The 17,773-nt window shown below is 64.8% G+C and carries 17 protein-coding genes and 1 pseudogene; 12 read left to right on the top strand and 6 right to left on the bottom strand.

What is annotated here, in order from left to right:
• The 6 genes and pseudogenes from O0J73_RS15285 to O0J73_RS15260 all read left to right on the top strand — a co-directional run.
• Positions 1-385: pseudogene (locus O0J73_RS15285) on the top strand (type VI secretion system tip protein VgrG); the annotation flags it as partial.
• Positions 378-1,997 carry a hypothetical protein gene (locus O0J73_RS15280; RefSeq protein ID WP_197564640.1) on the top strand — a complete coding sequence of 540 codons (1,620 nt, stop codon included), beginning with the start codon at positions 378-380 and terminating at the stop codon, positions 1,995-1,997. The pseudogene O0J73_RS15285 and the gene O0J73_RS15280, both read left to right, overlap by 8 nt.
• A gap of 2 nt (positions 1,998-1,999) precedes the next feature.
• Complete coding sequence (locus O0J73_RS15275; RefSeq protein WP_197564639.1) at positions 2,000-3,109, top strand: hypothetical protein; 1,110 nt, start codon at positions 2,000-2,002, stop codon at positions 3,107-3,109.
• Positions 3,110-3,161: 52 nt separating this feature from the next.
• On the top strand, positions 3,162-4,265 hold the full coding sequence (locus tag O0J73_RS15270) for a hypothetical protein (protein WP_308309070.1): 1,104 nt from the start codon (positions 3,162-3,164) through the stop codon (positions 4,263-4,265).
• Between the two features lie 57 nt (positions 4,266-4,322).
• The gene (locus O0J73_RS15265; RefSeq protein ID WP_308309069.1) at positions 4,323-5,417 is read left to right on the top strand and encodes a hypothetical protein; all 1,095 of its coding nucleotides are present in this window, start codon (positions 4,323-4,325) and stop codon (positions 5,415-5,417) included.
• A 57-nt stretch (positions 5,418-5,474) separates the two neighbouring features.
• Positions 5,475-6,569 (top strand): hypothetical protein, encoded by a 1,095-nt coding sequence (locus O0J73_RS15260; protein ID WP_308309068.1) that lies wholly within the window; start codon positions 5,475-5,477, stop codon positions 6,567-6,569.
• A 95-nt stretch (positions 6,570-6,664) separates the two neighbouring features.
• Here O0J73_RS15260 and O0J73_RS15255 read toward each other — a convergent pair whose 3' ends face one another.
• The 4 genes from O0J73_RS15255 to O0J73_RS15240 form a co-directional block, all read right to left on the bottom strand.
• Positions 6,665-7,093, bottom strand: coding sequence for a hypothetical protein (locus tag O0J73_RS15255; protein ID WP_308309071.1), 429 nt, complete (start codon positions 7,091-7,093; stop codon positions 6,665-6,667).
• 50 nt (positions 7,094-7,143) lie between these two features.
• A complete protein-coding gene (locus O0J73_RS15250; protein ID WP_308309067.1) occupies positions 7,144-7,695 on the bottom strand; it encodes an HdeD family acid-resistance protein in 552 nt (183 codons plus the stop codon).
• A 58-nt stretch (positions 7,696-7,753) separates the two neighbouring features.
• Positions 7,754-8,449 carry a ComF family protein gene (locus tag O0J73_RS15245; protein ID WP_308309066.1) on the bottom strand — a complete coding sequence of 232 codons (696 nt, stop codon included), beginning with the start codon at positions 8,447-8,449 and terminating at the stop codon, positions 7,754-7,756.
• Positions 8,450-8,585: 136 nt separating this feature from the next.
• The gene (locus O0J73_RS15240; protein WP_308309065.1) at positions 8,586-9,926 is read right to left on the bottom strand and encodes a chloride channel protein; all 1,341 of its coding nucleotides are present in this window, start codon (positions 9,924-9,926) and stop codon (positions 8,586-8,588) included.
• A 203-nt stretch (positions 9,927-10,129) separates the two neighbouring features.
• On the opposite strand from O0J73_RS15240, the gene bioB reads away from it, so the two are divergent.
• The 5 genes from bioB (at position 10,130) to bioC (ending at position 14,967) form a co-directional block, all read left to right on the top strand.
• Positions 10,130-11,173, top strand: coding sequence for a biotin synthase BioB (bioB, locus tag O0J73_RS15235; RefSeq protein ID WP_308309064.1), 1,044 nt, complete (start codon positions 10,130-10,132; stop codon positions 11,171-11,173).
• Between the two features lie 67 nt (positions 11,174-11,240).
• Positions 11,241-12,464 (top strand): 8-amino-7-oxononanoate synthase, encoded by a 1,224-nt coding sequence (gene bioF, locus O0J73_RS15230; protein ID WP_197564634.1) that lies wholly within the window; start codon positions 11,241-11,243, stop codon positions 12,462-12,464.
• Between the two features lie 17 nt (positions 12,465-12,481).
• A complete protein-coding gene (gene bioH / locus O0J73_RS15225; RefSeq protein ID WP_308309063.1) occupies positions 12,482-13,261 on the top strand; it encodes a pimeloyl-ACP methyl ester esterase BioH in 780 nt (259 codons plus the stop codon).
• 29 nt (positions 13,262-13,290) lie between these two features.
• Positions 13,291-14,070, top strand: coding sequence for an SDR family oxidoreductase (locus O0J73_RS15220; RefSeq protein WP_308309062.1), 780 nt, complete (start codon positions 13,291-13,293; stop codon positions 14,068-14,070).
• Positions 14,071-14,082: 12 nt separating this feature from the next.
• A complete protein-coding gene (bioC, locus tag O0J73_RS15215; protein ID WP_308309061.1) occupies positions 14,083-14,967 on the top strand; it encodes a malonyl-ACP O-methyltransferase BioC in 885 nt (294 codons plus the stop codon).
• A 122-nt stretch (positions 14,968-15,089) separates the two neighbouring features.
• Here the strand turns inward: bioC and O0J73_RS15210 are convergent, their stop codons facing one another.
• Together O0J73_RS15210 and O0J73_RS15205 are read right to left on the bottom strand one after the other, a co-directional pair.
• A complete protein-coding gene (locus O0J73_RS15210; RefSeq protein ID WP_006475275.1) occupies positions 15,090-15,722 on the bottom strand; it encodes a YdcF family protein in 633 nt (210 codons plus the stop codon).
• On the bottom strand, positions 15,719-16,681 hold the full coding sequence (locus tag O0J73_RS15205) for a pyridoxal-phosphate dependent enzyme (protein WP_006475277.1): 963 nt from the start codon (positions 16,679-16,681) through the stop codon (positions 15,719-15,721). Before O0J73_RS15205 ends, O0J73_RS15210 begins: the two co-directional genes overlap by 4 nt.
• 159 nt (positions 16,682-16,840) lie before the next feature.
• Here O0J73_RS15205 and O0J73_RS15200 point away from each other — a divergent pair, with 159 nt between their 5' ends.
• A complete protein-coding gene (locus O0J73_RS15200) occupies positions 16,841-17,332 on the top strand; it encodes a hypothetical protein (RefSeq protein ID WP_040006928.1) in 492 nt (163 codons plus the stop codon).
• Positions 17,333-17,773: the final 441 nt, after the last annotated feature.

Genomic DNA, 17,773 nt, shown 5'->3' with positions numbered 1-17,773 from the left:
GCTGGAGGGCGGCAACATCACCTTCAGCTGCCCGGGCGAGTTCAAGGTCAAGGCGGGCGAGCATCCGTTCATGGGGGGGGAGCACGCTGTCCCGTTCATCCCTCCGCTTCCTGGAGGGCTTCAGCGCATTCCCGACTGGATCGCGCTGGACTACCGCGATGTGGAAACACAACAGGCCATGGCAGGTACTCCTTACGAAATCCACTTCAGGAACGGCTCGGTCATCAAGGGAAAGCTGGATGTTGCCGGCAAGGCCCACCATGAGCCCATCCCGAAGCAGGAGGTAGAGAAGGTCGTCTATGAACCCCGCAGCGCTGATACGGAAGACAACTGGCCCGACCTCGAGCTGATCGCCAACCCTCAACAGGGTGCGGGCCGTGGGTGATTCGCGCACCGATCTCCCCAATCAGGCAGCCCCCGTCACCCTGCAGCAGCTTCGCGAAGCGCTCGCCTTCATCAGCGAGCAGTACAGGAGTGCTGTCGACGGCGGCAAGAACGTCTTCGCATGGCTGTGGGAGTCGATCCAGGGGGACTTCAACCAGGAGCGCAGCACCGGGCAGGTCGTATTCGACACCGCCATTTCAATGATCCCCGGCGTGGACCAGGTCTGCGACGTCCGAGACATCATTGCCAACTGCAAGCAGATCAACGACGACAAGAGCAATTCCTGGGCCTGGATCGCGCTGGTCCTGACCCTGATCGGCCTGATCCCCACGCTGGGCTCGCTGTTGAAGGGTGTATTGAAGATTTTCTTCCTCTTCATCCGCCGCTTCGGCTTGAACCATCTTGTGCGCGCTGTGGATGAGGCCATGAGCTGGGTCATCACGCTCCTGCGCCGACGTGAGGTCGCCCAATACTGGAAAGCACTGCGCTGGGACCGCGTGTTCCATGAGCTGGCGAAGCAGACCCGCATCGTGCGTGCACGGGTGACCAAGGCACAGCTGTTGAAAGCCTTCGATCGCGCCGTGCTGCTGATGCGTAGCCTGCTGGGCAAGGTGGCCGACATCCCGATGGTGGGGCGCCGTGCCCAGGAGACCATCGATCTGGTCGTTGGCATCCGGAAGATCGCAGACAACTACATCGGAAAAGTACTGGCGCCCGTACAGCGCATCCTTGACACGATCATCAAGCGCCTTGAATTCGAAGACATGGTGCAGCGGCGCGGCATCGTCAACGCCGGCAATTTCCATTTCACCGGAACGCTGCCCGAAGCACATGCCGTGACGTTGATGCGGCGGGTTGATCCGCCGCCTTCGTGGCTTGGGAAGGGAGAGCCAACGAAGAACCTGCCGTTGGTTCCAGCGAGGTTGCGTGTACGTGTAGACGAAATGGCGGATAAGGGCTTCCCAAGACTTACTGATGGCCAGATCGAAAGTTTCGCCAAAGGCATGCGCGCCGATACGATCAAGGGTCCTGCAAAGCTGTATCGCGTGGTCTCACCGACGAACTTCAGCGCAGGTGCGGACTGGGTTACCGAAGAAGTCTTCAATACGATCATGAAGTCAGCCGACCCGAGGGCCACCTGGCGAAGGCATCTGGCCGTCTGGCCAGACTGGAACCCCAATGGACAGTTCGTCGTCTATGAGCTCAAGGCAGGAGAAGAACTGAAGGTGTGGCGCGGCCCGGCATCTGCCCAGAAGAAAGACGTTCTGCCGGATCACCACCTTGAAGGCGGCTACGAACAGATCAAGTTCGACGCCGCATTTGAATACGACGCTGCCGGCAAGCCGGGAAAGAGGACGTTGGCCGATAGTTCTGAGTACTACGCCGTCAATGAAGCAACCGGTGCCATGACCAGGAGCAGCATGACCTATGACAAATGGAAGCTGCTTCCTCCGCATGAGCAGGTGAAATACGTCAGCCTGCGGACCAAGATCAACAACCCCCGCATTCTCGGCCCGATGGACACCGGCTGGGGGACAAGCGACTTTGGTACTCAAATGAATGATGTAAAGCTGGGTCTACCGAACATCTCCGGCCAGAAAATGAACCGCTGACCATGAAAATTCAATATCTGAAACTGAATCCGTGGCACAAGCGCCAAGCCGCCCTCATCCATCATTTCACCTCGATGGAGTACCTGAAGGGCCTGCTGCCGCAGATCGACAGCCTGCTAGCCATGACCGACCAGATGCTTGATGAGCGCTCGCATCTGGATACAGCTGGCAGAGCCTTGGCGGGTTGGGAATCACAAGATACGGCATCGCATTTTTCGACGTATGCCTATCCTGCACTGATGGAGTTCCGGGAATGTGTGGTTGAAGACATAGCTCTACGCTCAATCGAGCGGTATCGAGGAGCAGGTGAACACCAATGTGCTCGTATGCTGGAGGAGTACGCCTACCAGATGGCCTGGGCGACGCCGGAGCAGGAAAAACTGTTCCGCGAGACCACAGAAAGAGTGTTCAGGTATGCCCGACAAATCTCGAGCATTGTTTCTCGCCCTTCGACCATGGACGATTTCATATATTGGCTACTCTGGAACGAGAGCGCCGCAGACACGCAACATATTCCCGCATTTCGTGTTCGAACAGATATCTGCGCGCACACTCACCAAACTCCCCCGCGCACTGGCATCTACGTCGCCAAGGACGATCCTATGGCTTCACTTCAGTTTGCATGGACCGGTGGATATGGACAACTTTGCCCGGCCATGGCCCTCAACGATGTGGGACGAGCCATTCTGAAGCAGATCGGTCGAGAACGCATGTGGGGGGATACCGAAGCCTTCTATCGCTTCCTCGATGCAAACCGGCATCTGGATCCCTATGGATGGTCAGACATTCAGGCCGATCTGGTAAAGGTGGCTCCGTCAGTGATCGCCGGTTCGGCCTTCGATCTGAAGGATTGCGACTGGTATTTTGTCGAACCCATTGCCAATGAATTCGAGGAAATCGACGGCAGCTACACCGGCACCGATCAGCCGGATCTCCGACCGGACCGAGTCGCCGCCGGAGAGCGGGCGCCTGTGGCCGGCTGGTGGTACTCGCCTGCACAAGGCAGCAGGCGCTTCTTCAAGCAAGGCGATGTGTTCCCCGCCATCAACAGCGACTGGGGTGACACCTTCTGGATCTGGGCGCCAGACCAGATGCCACCGACGATGGGTTGATGGAAACGCACCGCCCAGATTCTCCCGGAGCTGATTGATCAGAAGCACGTGCATGATCCCTATGGAACTCAATCCCTGGCACAAGCGCCAAGCCGCCCTCATCCATCATTTCACCTCGATGGAGTACCTGAAGGGCCTGCTGCCGCAGATCGACAGCCTGCTAGCCATGACCGACCAGATGCTCAATGAGCGCTCGCATCTGGATACGGCAGGCAGAGCCTTGGCAGGTTGGAGCTCCCAAAATACGGCCTCGCACTTCGCGACCTACGCCTTTCCGGCACTCATGGAGTTTCGTGAAGGCATCATCAAGGACATAGCACTGCGCTCAATCGAGCAGTATCGAGGAGCAGGTGAACACCAATGCGCTCGCATGCTGGAGGAGTACGCCTACCAGATGACTTGGGCGACACCGGAACAAGAGAAGCTCTTCCGGGAGACAGCAGAAAGAGCGTTTGACTATGCTCGCCAACTATCGCGGATCGTTGCTCGCCCGTCGACCATGGATGATTTTGTCCACTGGCATCTCTGGAACGATAGCATCATCAATACCCACCGAGTGCCCAGATTCCGCGTCCGAACCGACATTGTCGTGCAAACCAATCAAACTCCTCCGCGCACTGGCATCTACGCCGCAAAAGACAACCCCATGGCTTCACTTCAGTTTGCCTGGACAGGGGGATACGGAGAACTATGCCCGGCCATGGCGCTCAATGATATTGGAAGAGCGGTCCTGAAGCAGGTTGGGCGCGATGGACTATGGGGAGATGCAGCAGCGCTGTATCGCTTCCTCGACGGGAACCGGCATCTTGACCCCTATGGTTGGTCTGACGTCCAAGCCGCGCTGGCGGAACTGGCAGCGTCAACGATCGCCGTTTCGGCATTCGATCTAGAAGATTGCGAGTGGCATTTTGTTGAACCGATCCCCGACGCATTCGAGGACATCGACGGCAGCTACACTGGCACCGATCAGCCGGATCTCCGGCCAGACCGAGTCGCAGCAGGAAAGCGCGCGCCTGTGGCCGGCTGGTGGTACTCGCCTGCACAAGGCAGCAGGCGCTTCTTCAAGCAAGGCGATGTGTTCCCCGCCATCAACAGCGACTGGGGTGACACCTTCTGGATCTGGGCGCCAGACCAGACGCCACCTACGATGGGTTGACGAGCACTTCATGGCCTGCCCTTTCCGAAGTTGCACCATCAGAAGCGTGCCCGCCCCATGGAATTGACGCCCTGGCACAAGCGCCAAGCCGCCCTCATCCATCATTTCACCTCGATGGATTATCTGAAGGGATTGTTGCCGCAGATCGACAGCCTGCTGGCGCTGACCGACCAGATGCTCAATGAGCGATCGCATCTGGATACGGCGGGCAGAGCCTTGGCAGGTTGGAGCTCCCAGAATACGGCATCACACTTCGCGACGTACGCTTTTCCGGCGCTCATGGAGTTTCGTGAAGGCATCGTCAAGGACATAGCACTGCGCTCAATCGAGCAATACAGTGTCGCAGGCGAGCACCAATGTGCTCGCATGCTGGAGGAGTACGCCTACCAGATGGCCTGGGCGACGCCGGAGCAGGAAAAGCTGTTCCGTGACACCACCGAAAGCGTCTTCAGATATGCACGGGAGCTCTCCGGCATAGTCGCACGCCCCCCCGTCAAGAATGACTTCTCATTCTGGCTGCTCTGGAACAAGGGCGTGATCGACTCACATCGAATCCCAAAATTCCGTGTCCGCACAGATTTTGTCGTGCGAACCAATCAGGTTCCTCCGCGCACTGGTATCTACGTTGCCAAAGATGACCCCATGGCTTCACTTCAGTTTGCATGGACTGGTGGGTACGGACACCTTTTCCCAGCCATGGCCCCCAATGATGTTGGACGAGCCGTACTGCGGCAGTTCGGTCGAGAGCGACTGTGGGGCGATGCAGAAGGCCTGTATCGCTTCCTCGATGCAAACCGGCATCTGGATCCCTATGGATGGTCAGACATTCAGGCGGATCTGGTGAAGGTGGCTCCGTCAGTGATCGCCGGTTCGGCCTTCGATCTGAAGGATTGCGACTGGTATTTTGTCGAACCCATTGCCGATGAATTCGAGGAAATCGACGGCAGCTACACCGGCACCGATCAGCCGGATCTCCGACCGGACCGAGTCGCAGCCGGAGAGCGGGTGCCTGTAGCCGGCTGGTGGTACACGCCCGCGCAGGGTGGCAGGCGCTTCTTCAAGCAAGGCGATGTGTTCCCCGCCATCAACAGCGACTGGGGTGACGCCTTCTGGATCTGGCCGCCAGACCAGACGCCGCCGGCATTGGGTTGAAGAGCATTTCATGGCCTGCCCTTTCCGGAGCTGTACCATCAGAAACATGCCCGCCCCATGGAATTGACGCCCTGGCACAAGCGCCAAGCCGCCCTCATCCATCATTTCACCTCGATGGAGTACCTGAAGGGATTGTTGCCGCAGATCGACAGCTTGTTAGCCATGACCGACCAGATGCTCAATGAGCGATCGCATCTGGATACGGCGGGCAGAGCCTTGGCAGGTTGGAGCTCCCAAAATACGGCCTCGCACTTCGCGACCTACGCCTTTCCGGCGCTCATAGAGTTTCGTGAAGGCATCATCAAGGACATAGCACTGCGCTCAATCGAGCAGTATCGAGGAGCAGGTGAACACCAATGTGCTCGCATGCTGGAGGAGTACGCCTACCAGATGGCTTGGGCGACACCGGAACAGGAAAAATTGTTCCGCGACACAACCGAAAACGTCTTCAGATACGCACGCGAGCTCTCCGAGACAGTCGAACGCCCTCCGGTCGCGAATGACTTCTCATTCTGGCTCCTCTGGAACAAGGGCGTGATCGACTCACATCGAATTCCAAAATTCCGTGTCCGTACAGATTTTGTAGTGCGAACCAATCAGGTTCCTCCGCGCACTGGCATCTACGTCGCCAAAGACGATCCCATGGCCACACTCCAGTTTGCATGGACCGGTGGATACGGAGAGCTGTGCCCAGCCGTCACCCTCAATGAAGTTGGAAGAACCGTTCTGCGGCAGTTCGGTCGAGAGCGACTGTGGGGCGATGCAGAAGGCCTGTATCGCTTCCTCGATGCAAACCGACACCTGGATCCCTATGGCTGGCCCTACATCCAGGCCGATCTGGCCAAGCTGGCACCGTCAGTAATTGCAGGTGTGGGCTTCGATGATCAGGATTGCGACTGGTATTTTGTCGAACCCATCGCCGATGAATTCGAGGAAATCGACGGCAGCTACACCGGCACCGATCAGCCGGATCTCCGACCGGACCGAGTCGCCGCCGGAAAGCGGGTGCCTGTGGCCGGCTGGTGGTACACGCCCGCGCAAGGTGGCCGGCGCTTCTTCAAGCAAGGCGATGTATTCCCCGCCATCAACAGCGACTGGGGGGACACCTTCTGGATCTGGGCCGCAGACCAGACGCCGCCGTCGATGCGCTGAGTCTCATCGCTGGAGGAGGGTTGCATCAATGACGCTCTCCTCTCCAAGACAGCACGCTCTCCCACGCGCACGGCGCATGCACGCACTGCCCACTCCTACCGCTTCACCGGCACAGACCCGGTGATGTGCTTCTCCAGTGCCTCGGCATCACTACCGGTCAACCCACTCAGGTTCATCGATTCCGCAAACGGTCCCTGCACCGTCGCCACCATCAGCACCCGGCCATCCACGCTGATCGCCATGCGCTGGCCGACCATCGCCGCTGTGCCATCGTGGATGCGCTGGTGCGCCTCGGGCCGATAGCGGATCTGCAGCGCCGTCTGGCCGTACTCATCCTGCACGGCGCGCACGTCAGCGATGTCCGCACTGCGGGCAATTGGAGGCTCGCGCAGCGTCAGCTTCTCGTCCTGCCACTGTACCGGCACGCCCTTGCCGGCCGCATCGACCGCGCTCAGGCGCACATCCACGCCGGGCAGTGGCGGGCGGTCCGCTCCCGCCCCCATGCCGGGCGAGGCACTGGGCATGCACCCGGCCAGGGCCATCGCCGCCCCCAACACCAGCGCAAGCAGAGCTCTCACTTCAGCTTCCGCAGCTTGAACGCCACCAGCACCTGCAGCAGCCCGTACAGCAGGCTGCCGATGCCGATCCACAGCGTGGTCACCGCCACGCCTGCGTAGGGGTTGGCCACGAACAACAGGCCCAGCACCACCGCCAGCACGCCACTGAGGATCAGCAGCCACTCGCCCTGGATCTGCCTGCGCACGCGGATCGCGAACACGATGCGATAGATGCCGGCCACCAGCAGCCACGCCGCCAGGAACAGCACCAGCACGCTGGCGGTGGCCAGCGGGTTCATCACCGCCAGGATGCCGAAGCCCAGCGAAGCGATGGCATACAGCGCCAGCCAGCCGCGGGAAGCACCACTGCCACCGCTGATCAGTGCGAACAGGCTGATGACGCCCTCAGCTATGGCGACTACACCCAGCGTCCACGCCAGTGCCATCGCCGCCGACAGCGGCCAGCCGATGGCGACAATGCCGAAGCCCAGCGCGACCAGCCCATACAACAGCAGGATCCACCAGCTACGGCCCACCGCCGACAACAAGGGAGACAAGGGGGAATTCATGGCCACTCCTTCGATCCGGAACCTGACGCATCCTAGACCCTGGCGATGAAGGGGGCGATCACGGCACCCGCGCGCATACCCACGCACGCACTTCTTCCGCACCCACGCAGCGCAGCGTTTCGGCGATCTCCATCAGCGTGCTGCCGGTGGTCATCACGTCGTCAACCACGGTCAGCCGCGAAGGCACCGGCCCACGTACATCGAACGCGTCGAACAGATTCTCCCTGCGCTGTTCCGCGCTACGTTCGGATTGCGGTGCGGTGTGGCGGCGCCGGTACACACCGTGCCAGACCGGCATTGGCAGCAACCGGCACAGCTCGGCGGCCTGGTTGTAGCCGCGCTGGCGCAGGCGGCGGTTGTGCAGCGGCACCGGTACCAATGGCGGGCACGACCAGGGCGGTGGTGTGCGTTGCATCAGCTGCGCAAGCAGGCGACCGGCCGCCAGGTCCTGATGGAACTTGTAGCGCACCAGCAGCTGATCGACCGGTGGCAGGTACAACAGGCTGGCATGGGTAGCCGCCTGTGGCGGTGCTTCTTCGCGGCAGCTGCCGCAGACGATCAGCGCGGTGTCGGGCAACGGCAAGGCGCAGCGCAGGCATGCGCGGCCGGACCACGGTAGTTCCGCGAAACAGGTGGCGCACAGGTCCAGGCCATCGTGGCCGGGATCGTTGCAGACCAGGCAGCGCAGCGGCAGCAGTACGCGCAGCAACGCATGGGAGGCGGCGCTTGCGGAATGCAGGAGGTGGATGGGCATGCCCCATGCTTTCTCTACCAGCGCCGGAGCCGCCATCGGTGAACCGCCTGCCACCGCGTCGGCGCTGTCCGCCACTGCGCATCAGTACGCGGAATCACGCAGCGGAATGCAGCACGTCCGCACGCGCCGCTCCCCGCTACCGCGTGTGCTCGCGGTTCGCAGGATCGGGCGGTGCAGCAACCGCGGGCATCAGCAGCTCTGCCAGCCCACGATAGATCGGCACCCGGCACACCAGCCCGGACACACCGCGGGCGATCAGCACCGTGGCCAGGATCGGCAACAGCAGATCACCGCTGTCGGTCAGCTCCAGCGAGATCACTGCCGAGGTCAGCGGTGCCTGGGTGACACCGGTCAGGTAGGCGCACATGCCCAGCAGCACGAACGCGCGCGGGTCCACGCCCGGCATCAGTACCGCCAGGTTGTGGCCCAGGCCGGCACCGACCGCCAGCGCCGGCGAGAACAGGCCACCGGGGATGCCAGCGACATAGGACGCCAGATTGGCCAGCAGCTTCATCAGCCCGAATTCGTGGCCCACCAGCGCCTGGCCCTGCACCAGGCTGCGCGCCTGCTCATAACCGGTACCGAACGCACCTTCACCGAACACCAGCGCCAGCAGCACCACCACCAGGCCGCATCCGGCGGCCAGCAGCACCGGATGACGTTGCCGCAGCTGGCCCAGCCAACGTGGACGACCGGCCGCACTGGCCAGCACCGCACGCGCGAACACTCCGCCCAGCAACCCGGCCACCACGCCACACAGCAGGATCGCCAGCCAGCCCTGGCCCAGCGGCAACCGCGCACTTACATGGCCGAAGTAGGTGTAGTTGCCCAGCAGGCCAAGCGACACCACGCCACCGACGATCACCGCGGTCAGCAGGGTGCCGGAGAAGCGATGCTCGAAACGGCCGCTGAGCTCCTCGATGGCGAAAACGATACCGGCCAGCGGCGTGTTGAACGCCGCCGCGATGCCGGCAGCACCACCGGCCAGCAGGAAGTGCGAGAGCTCGCGTGGGTCCTTGAAGCCGAACCAGCGGCCGAACAGGTACATCAGGCTGGCACCCACATGCACCGTCGGGCCTTCACGGCCAACGGACGCGCCGCCGAGCAGCGACAACGAGGTCAGCAGCAGCTTGCCCGCCGAGACCGCGGGCGAAAGATTGGTCCTGCGGAACGACTCATCCGGCTTGTCCAACGCGGCGATGACCTGCGGAATGCCGCTGCCACGCGTGGGCTTCAGCACGTCACTGGTCAGCCAGGCCAGCAACGCGAAGATGCCCGGCGTGAGCAGCAGGGCCCACGACGGCGAGTGCGAGGTGATGCGCTGGAACAGGTGGAAGGCCGCATCACTGGCCTTGGCGAACAGGATCGCCACCAGCGCTACGGCCACGGCACCGCCCCACAGCGCGGCGCGGCGGCGCCAGGCCTCGCTCAGGACCAGCGCAGTGATACGGCCACGGAGGCGGTAAAGATCAATCATGGGAACGAGTCTGCGCGCCAGCGCTTGCGTTGGGCAGCGGCCACTGTGGCCGGAAGTCTTGCAGGATGCGGTGAAATACGGCGCATCGATCGACTTCGATTGCATGATCAAACTGTAAACCATCTGACCTGCATGATAGTTGACAGCCCGAGCACGCCCGCCCACACTGCCGCCCTCGCTCCATTCGTACCCAAGGTCCCGCCATGGCTGCTGCCATCCGCCACGACTGGCAACACGACGAACTGCAGGCGCTGTTCGATCTGCCGTTCCCCGAGCTGCTGTTCCGCGCCGCAGCGGTCCACCGCGAGCATTTCGACCCGTCGCAGGTACAGGTCTCCACGCTGCTGTCGGTGAAGACCGGCGGTTGCCCGGAGGACTGCGCGTACTGCCCGCAGGCGCAGCGCTACACCACTGGTGTGAACGCGCAGAAGCTGATGGACACCGACGCGGTGCTGGCCAAGGCGCGCCAGGCCAAGGCCGCCGGTGCGTCGCGTTTCTGCATGGGCGCCGCATGGCGTTCGCCGAAGGACCGCGACATCCCGAAGGTGGCGGCGATGATCGCCGGGGTGAAGGCATTGGGCCTGGAGACCTGCGCCACGCTGGGCATGCTCAGTGGCGAGCAGGCGCGTGCGCTGAAGGATGCCGGCCTGGACTACTACAACCACAACCTCGACACCGCGCCGGACTACTACGATTCGATCATCCACACGCGCCAGTACCAGGACCGCCTGGATACACTGGAACATGTGCGCGACGCCGGCCTGAAAACCTGCTGCGGCGGCATCGTCGGCATGGGCGAGACGCGCGCGCAGCGGGTCGGCCTGCTGCTGGCGCTGGCCACGCTGCCGGCCCATCCCGATTCGGTGCCGATCAACAAGCTGGTGCAGGTGACGGGTACGCCACTGCACGGCAGTGCCGAGCTGGACCCGTTCGAGTTCGTGCGCATGATCGCAGTGGCGCGCATCGCCATGCCGCGCTCGATGGTGCGGCTGTCGGCCGGGCGTGAGGCCATGAGCGACGAACTGCAGGCGCTGTGCTTCATTGCCGGTGCCAATTCGATCTTCTACGGCGACAAGCTGCTGACCACCGGCAACCCGGAAAGCGAGCGCGACCTGGCCCTGTTCGCGCGGCTGGGGCTGCAGCCGATGGCGGTGCAGGTGGATGCCGAGGGCCACGACCACGGCGGCACCGTGCACGGCGACATCAGCGCCGATGCGCCCGGCTGCGGCTGCGCTCACGCGGCCTGAGACGGGATGCAGGCAGGCGTCGCGGCAACGCGCTACCCTAGCCGCCCCGTCGCCGCATTCAGCCGCCATGGCCCGCCCCGACCTGACCGCTCGCCTTCATGCCCAGCGCGCCCTGCGCGATGCCCAGGGGCGTCGCCGCCCGCGACGCACGGTCAGCCGTCGTGATGGCGTGCGCCTGGAGGTGGATGGCCAGTGGCTGACCGGCTTCTGCAGCAACGATTACCTAGGCCTGGCCCAGCAGTTCAGCGTGGTCAATGCGCTGCAGGACGCGGCCGCACGCGAAGGCGCCGGTGCCGGTGCCTCGCACCTGGTCTGCGGCCACCACGCGATGCACGACGCACTGGAGCGCGAGGTGGCCGAGTGGCTGGGCTATCCGCGTGCGCTGCTGTTCGGTAGCGGCTTCGCCGCCAACCTCGCCGTGCAGCAGGCGCTGTTGAGCGAAGAGAACGATGTCTGCGTGCAGGACAGGCTCAACCATGCCAGCCTGCTGGATGCGACCCGGCTTGCCGGCGCGCGCCTGCGCCGCTATCCGCATCTGGATGCGGAAGGTGCGATGCGTCAGCTCAAGCATGCGCCTGATGGCGCGGCGATGCTGGCCACCGATGGTGTCTTCAGCATGGATGGCGACATCGCCCCGCTGCGTGCACTGTCGCTGGTGGCACGACTGCAGCAGGCGCTGTTCTACGTCGATGACGCGCACGGCGTAGGCGTGGTCGGTGATGGCCGTGGCGCGGTCGCGGCGGCCGGACTGGGCGTGGACGATGTGCCGCTGCAGCTGGTCACGCTGGGCAAGGCATTGGGTGGTTCCGGCGCACTGGTGCTGGGGCGCGACGACCTGATCGAACATCTGGCCGAAACCGCACGCCCCTATATCTACACCACCGCCGTACCACCGGCGATGGCGGCGGCGGCACTGGAAGCGGTGCGCCTGGCACGCCGCGACCACTGGCGCCGCTCCAAACTGGCTGATCTGATCGCGCTGTTCCGCAGCGAAGCGCGTCGCCACGGACTGGACCTGATGGCCTCGGAGACCCCGATCCAACCGTTGCTGTGTGGCGACGACCACTCGGCCGTGGCGATGTCGCGGGCGCTGGAACAGGCCGGCTGGCTGGTCGGCGCGATCCGACCGCCGACGGTACCGGAGGGCAAGGCGCGGCTGCGCGTCACCCTGTCCGCGCTGCACTCGCCGGACCAGGTGCGCGGCCTGGTCGACGCCATCGCCAGCGCGCGTGACCACGTCGCCCTGTCCGCACGAGAGAGCGCCCCGCCACCGCTGCCCGCCTTTGCCTGAGTTCCGCGTCGTTGCCCATGCATATTGAAGTGACCGGCCGTGGGCCGGACCTGGTTCTGATCCATGGCTGGGCACTGCAGGGCGGTGTGTTCGAACCGCTGGTGCAGCGCCTGGCGGACCGGTTTACCCTGCATCGGGTCGATCTGCCCGGCCATGGTCACAGCCGCGAGGACACCACGCCGCTGCGCCTGCCGTTCGTGGTCAACGCCATTGCCGCGGCCACGCCGCCGGCGGTGTGGTGCGGCTGGTCGCTGGGCGGGCTGTTCGCACTGCATGCGGCAGCAACGCTGCCGAAGGTGCGCGGGCTGGCGATGATCGCAGCCACGCCGCGTTTCGTGCGTGGCGAGGATTGGCCGCATGCGGTGGAACCGGCGGTGTTCGAGCAGTTCGGGCGTGAGCTGGCCACCGACTTCGGCGGCACCCTGGAACGCTTCCTGGCATTGGACGTGATGGGCTCGGCACACGCCCGCGAGGAGCTGCGCACGCTGCGCCAGCGCCTGGTCGAGCGCGGTGCGCCCACGGAACGTGCGCTGCTGGAAGGCCTGCGCCTGCTGGAAAGCACCGACCTGCGCGGCGCTCTTCCGGCCCTGGGCAAACCCAGCCTGTGGATCGCCGGCCAGCGCGACCGCCTGGTGTCGCCGGCCGCGATGCAGGCCGCTGCGGCGCTGGCCCCGCAGAGCCAGGCGTTGACCGTCGCCCACGGCGGCCATGCGCCGTTCCTCGGCCATGCCGACGAGGTCGCCGCCGCCCTGCAACACTTCGTTGCCGGCCTGTCACCGGCCGATGGCGGACAATGAGCGCCTTCCGAACCGCGCAGGACTGACGCATGGATCTGGGTATCAACGGCTGCTGGGCACTGGTCTGCGGCGCAAGCAAGGGGTTGGGCCTGGGCTGCGCGCGTGCGCTGGCGAGCGAGGGCGTCAACGTGGTGATCGTGGCCCGGGGCGAAGCCGCCCTGCAGGCCGCCGCTGAAGAGCTGCGTGCCCTGCCCGGCGCCGCCGAAGTCCGCGCGGTCGCCGCCGACGTCACCACCGATGCCGGTCGCGCTGCGGCACTGGCCGCGTGCCCGCAGGTGGACATCCTGGTCACCAACGCCGGTGGCCCGCCGCCGGGCGATTTCCGCAGCTTCGAGCGCGACGACTGGATCGCTGCGCTGGACGCCAACATGCTGGCGCCGATCGCACTGATCCGCGCCACCGTGGACGCGATGATCGATCGTGGCTTCGGCCGCATCGTCAACATCACGTCCTCGGCGGTGAAGGCCCCGATCGACATCCTGGCGCTGTCCAACGGCGCGCGCAGTGGCCTGACCGGCTTCGTCGCCGGCCTGTCGCGCCGCACCGTGGCCCACAACGTCACCATCAACAACCTGCTGCCCGGCCAGTTCGACACCGACCGCCTGCGCGCCAACTTCGCGCACAGTGCGGGCAAGGATGGCGACGCCGGCGAAGTGGCCGAGCGCCGCCGCCAGCAGATTCCCGCCGGCCGCTTCGGCACGCCGGACGAATTCGGCGCCGCCTGCGCCTTCCTGTGCAGCGCACAGGCCGGTTACCTCACCGGGCAGAACCTGCTGATCGACGGCGGCGCCTATCCCGGTACGTTCTAAGAGACTTTCGCAATGCCGTCCCACTTCGATGCCCGCCACGTCCGCCGCGCGTTCGCCCGCGCCGCCAACAGCTATGACGCCGCCGCCGCCCTGCAGCGCGAGGTGCAGTCGCGGCTGATCGAGTCGCTGGACTACCTGGAGGCACGCAAGCCCGAGGTGGTGCTGGACATCGGCGCCGGTACCGGCCACGCCAGTGCACTGATGAAGAAGCGCTGGCCGAAGGCACAGGTGATCGCGCTGGACGTGGCATTGCCGATGCTGAACCAGGCCAAGCGCCAGGCCGGCTGGTGGAAGCCGTTCCAGCGCCTGTGCGGCGATGCGGCCGCGCTGCCGCTGGCCGATAACAGCGTGGACGTGATCTTCAGCAACCTGTGCCTGCAGTGGGTGGACGATTTGCCTGCGGTGTTCGCCGGGTTCCGCCGCGTGCTCAAGCCCGGCGGCCTGCTGCTGTGCTCGACCTTCGGCCCGGAGACGCTGGTCGAACTCAATGAAGCCTTCGCCGCTGCCGACGATCGCCCGCACGTCAGCCGCTTCGCGCAGATTGCCCAGTTCGGCGATGCGCTGATGATGGCCGGCTTCCGCGACCCGGTGCTGGACCGCGACCTGTTCACCCTGACCTACGACGATCTGCCCTCGCTGATGCGCGAACTGCGCGCGATGGGCGCGACCAACGCGCGGACGGACCGCCGCCACACGCTGACCGGGCGTGGCCGTTTCGCTGCGGCCGCCGCCGCATACGAGCCGATGCGCCGCGCCGACGGCAAGCTGCCGAGCAGCTGGGAAGTGATCTACGCCCACGCCTGGGCGCCGGACCCGGGTGCCCCGATCCGCGAAGGCGGGCATGACGTGGCTTCGGTACCGGTGTCGGCGATTCCGATCCGGCGCAAGCAGACCTGATCACGCGACCGCGAATCTGCTTTTTGGTAGGTGCCAACCTTGGTTGGCACAATGCCGACGGCATCGCGATCTGATGGGTTGTGCCAACTAAGGTTGGCACCCACCAGAAGCGGGCTTCCGCTTCAGGTATTGGCCGGCGAACTCAGCGGCGGGCGCACCAGGTCGCGGTGGAAGAAATAGATCTCCTGCACCAGGAAACGCCAGCTGGTATGGAAGCTGCGGAAGCGCGTGCTGGGCGTAGACGAGGCCAGTGCATCGATACCCAGCGCCTTGCTCAGGCGCAGCGCGCGCGCCATGTGCAGCGGGTCGCTGACGATGATCACGCGGTGCAGGTTGCGCTGGTCCATCAACCGTTTGGCTTCGACCAGGTTCTGCACGGTGTTGCGCGAGGCGGTCTCGATCAGGATCGCGTCGTCCGGCACGCCATGCTTGAGCGCATAACGCCGCGCCACCTGCGATTCGGAAAAGCGCGCGCCGGTGCCGCCATAGCCACCAGTGAAGATCAGCAGTGGCGCGTACTGGGCCTCATAGAGATCCAGGCCATGGCGGATGCGTTCTTCGAACACCGGCGACGGCTTGGCGTCATAGGCCGCTGCACCGAGCACGATGATGGCATCGGCCTTGGCCGCCTGGTCACGCTCACCCACCCAGACGATCCAGGCCGTCACACCCAGCAGCCAGATCACCAGCACCACGAACAGCCGCCACAACCAGCCCAGCAGGCCGGTGCGGTGCCGCTGCCGGTCACGGCTCAAGGCGTCCCCCAGCGCAGCGCTGGCAGGTCGACATTGCCGCCGGACAACACCAGGCCCACGCGCAGCCCGGCAAACCGCTGCGGCTGCCCCAGCACTGCGGCCAGCACGGTCGCCGAGGAAGGCTCGACCACCTGCTTGAGCACGTCCCACAGCAGGCGCATCGCCGCCAGCGTGGCCGCGTCATCGACCACGATCACTTCCGCACCCGCCGCGCGCAGCAGCTCGAAGTTGGGGGCGCCGATCAGGGTACGCAGGCCATCGCAGATCGTATCCGGGGTGAAAGCGCCCTGGCGCGCGCCAGCGGCCAGCGAGCGTGCGGTGTCATCGGCGCCGGCCGGTTCGGCCAGCACCAGCCGGGTCTGCGGGCTGGCATGCTGCAGCGCCAGCGCGGTACCGCTGGCCAGGCCACCGCCCCCCACCGGCACCACCAACACATCGAACGGGCCGTCGCTGTGCAGTAGTTCCAGCGCCGCAGTGCCCTGTCCGGCCATCACCGCCGGATCCGCATACGGATGAACCAGGGTCGCGCCGGTATCGGCCTGCACCTTGGCGCAGGTGGCCTCACGGTCGGCGATGGTCGGCGGGCAGCGCCAGAGCGTGGCACCGTGCCGGGCGATGTTGGCCAGCTTGGCCGCCACTGCACCTTCGGGCACCACCACGTGGCAGGGAATGCCGCGGGTGCGCGCGGCCAGGGCCAGCGCGGCGCCATGATTGCCGGAGGAATGGGTGACCACGCCGGCACTGGCGCGATCGGCATCGAGCGACCACACCGCGTTGCAGGCGCCGCGGAACTTGAATGCGCCGCCACGCTGCAGGTGCTCGGCCTTGAACGCCAGCGGTGCGCCGGCCAGCGCATCAAGCGTGCGCGAGCGCAGCACCGGGGTCACGCTGGCATGCGGCGCGATCCTCGCGGCAGCAAGCAGGACGTCGTCGGCGCGGGGCAACAGTGAATCGCTCATGACGCAAGATTAACGTATGCCCCCGCGCTGGCGACCGGGGCACACGTCATGCCAGCATGCAGCCCTTCACCTCCATTCATCCTGGCCAGCGGAATTAAGGGCCGATTCAATGCCCGCGCACGAAGCTGACTGCACACCCGTCCTCTGGGGGGACCCACCATGAAAATGCGCTTGATGCTTGCCGGTGGCCTGATGCTGGCCCTGACCGGCTGCGCCACCTACGACTATGTCGGCGGTGGCCGGGGCGGCGGCTACTACCACGGTGCGCCGTCGGTGGAGTACCGCTACCCGGCCGGCTATCCCTACAACTATGGTTACCCGTACTACGGCGGCTACGGCGGCTATTACGGCGGCTATGGCAATCCGTACTACTCGCGCCCGATCTACCGGCCGCCGCACAACCATCGGCCGCCGCCGCGCCCGCCGGGCAACGGTGGCGAGAACCGCCCGCCGCCGCCATCGCGTCCGTCGTACAACGGTGGCTCGCCGTGGCGGAACATGGACTCGATGCGTCGCCCGCCGCAGTCCAGCGTGCAGCCGTCGGCGCCCGCGCCGCAGGCCCGGCCAGCCCCGGCGCCGAGCGCGCCGAGGATGAACGGCTCCCCTTGGCGCAACATGGATCGTGCGACGCAGCGCACACTTGAGCGCTGAACCATCTTGCATTTCACACGGTCCAAGCCGCACTCTACGCGGGCAGTGACGGCCCGCGTCACAATGTGACAAAAACGACACGGGCCGCCGCAAAAAGCTCTACGTCGATATCCGACAGGAACATCTGGATCCCCCCTGTTCCGGCCCTGTCGGATGTCGGCACCTCTGAAGGCAGACGGCCCCGCAATGCGGGGCCGTCTGTTTTGTTGGGTCGCCAACCGGCGAGGGCCCCCACCTTCAACAGATCCATGCCATGCGTGGATGGCTGCTTCCCGATAGCCGCAAAAAAACAGGGCCGGACAGTCCCCCGACTGCCGGCCCTCTGCTTCCCCACCGTGCGCCTGTACCGGCCCCTGTTCCAATTCCGGTCACCGGCGCCTGCGGCGCCAGCCACGGTGGGTGCTATTGGGTTATCTGCAAAAATCCTGCCAACTTTAGGGC

Origin of the sequence: Stenotrophomonas sp. Sm6012, assembly GCF_030985895.1 — a bacterium.
GTDB classification, from domain to species: domain Bacteria; phylum Pseudomonadota; class Gammaproteobacteria; order Xanthomonadales; family Xanthomonadaceae; genus Stenotrophomonas; species Stenotrophomonas forensis.
Note: the sequence above shows the minus strand (reverse complement) of the source record. Positions and strands in the feature narration are given on the sequence as shown.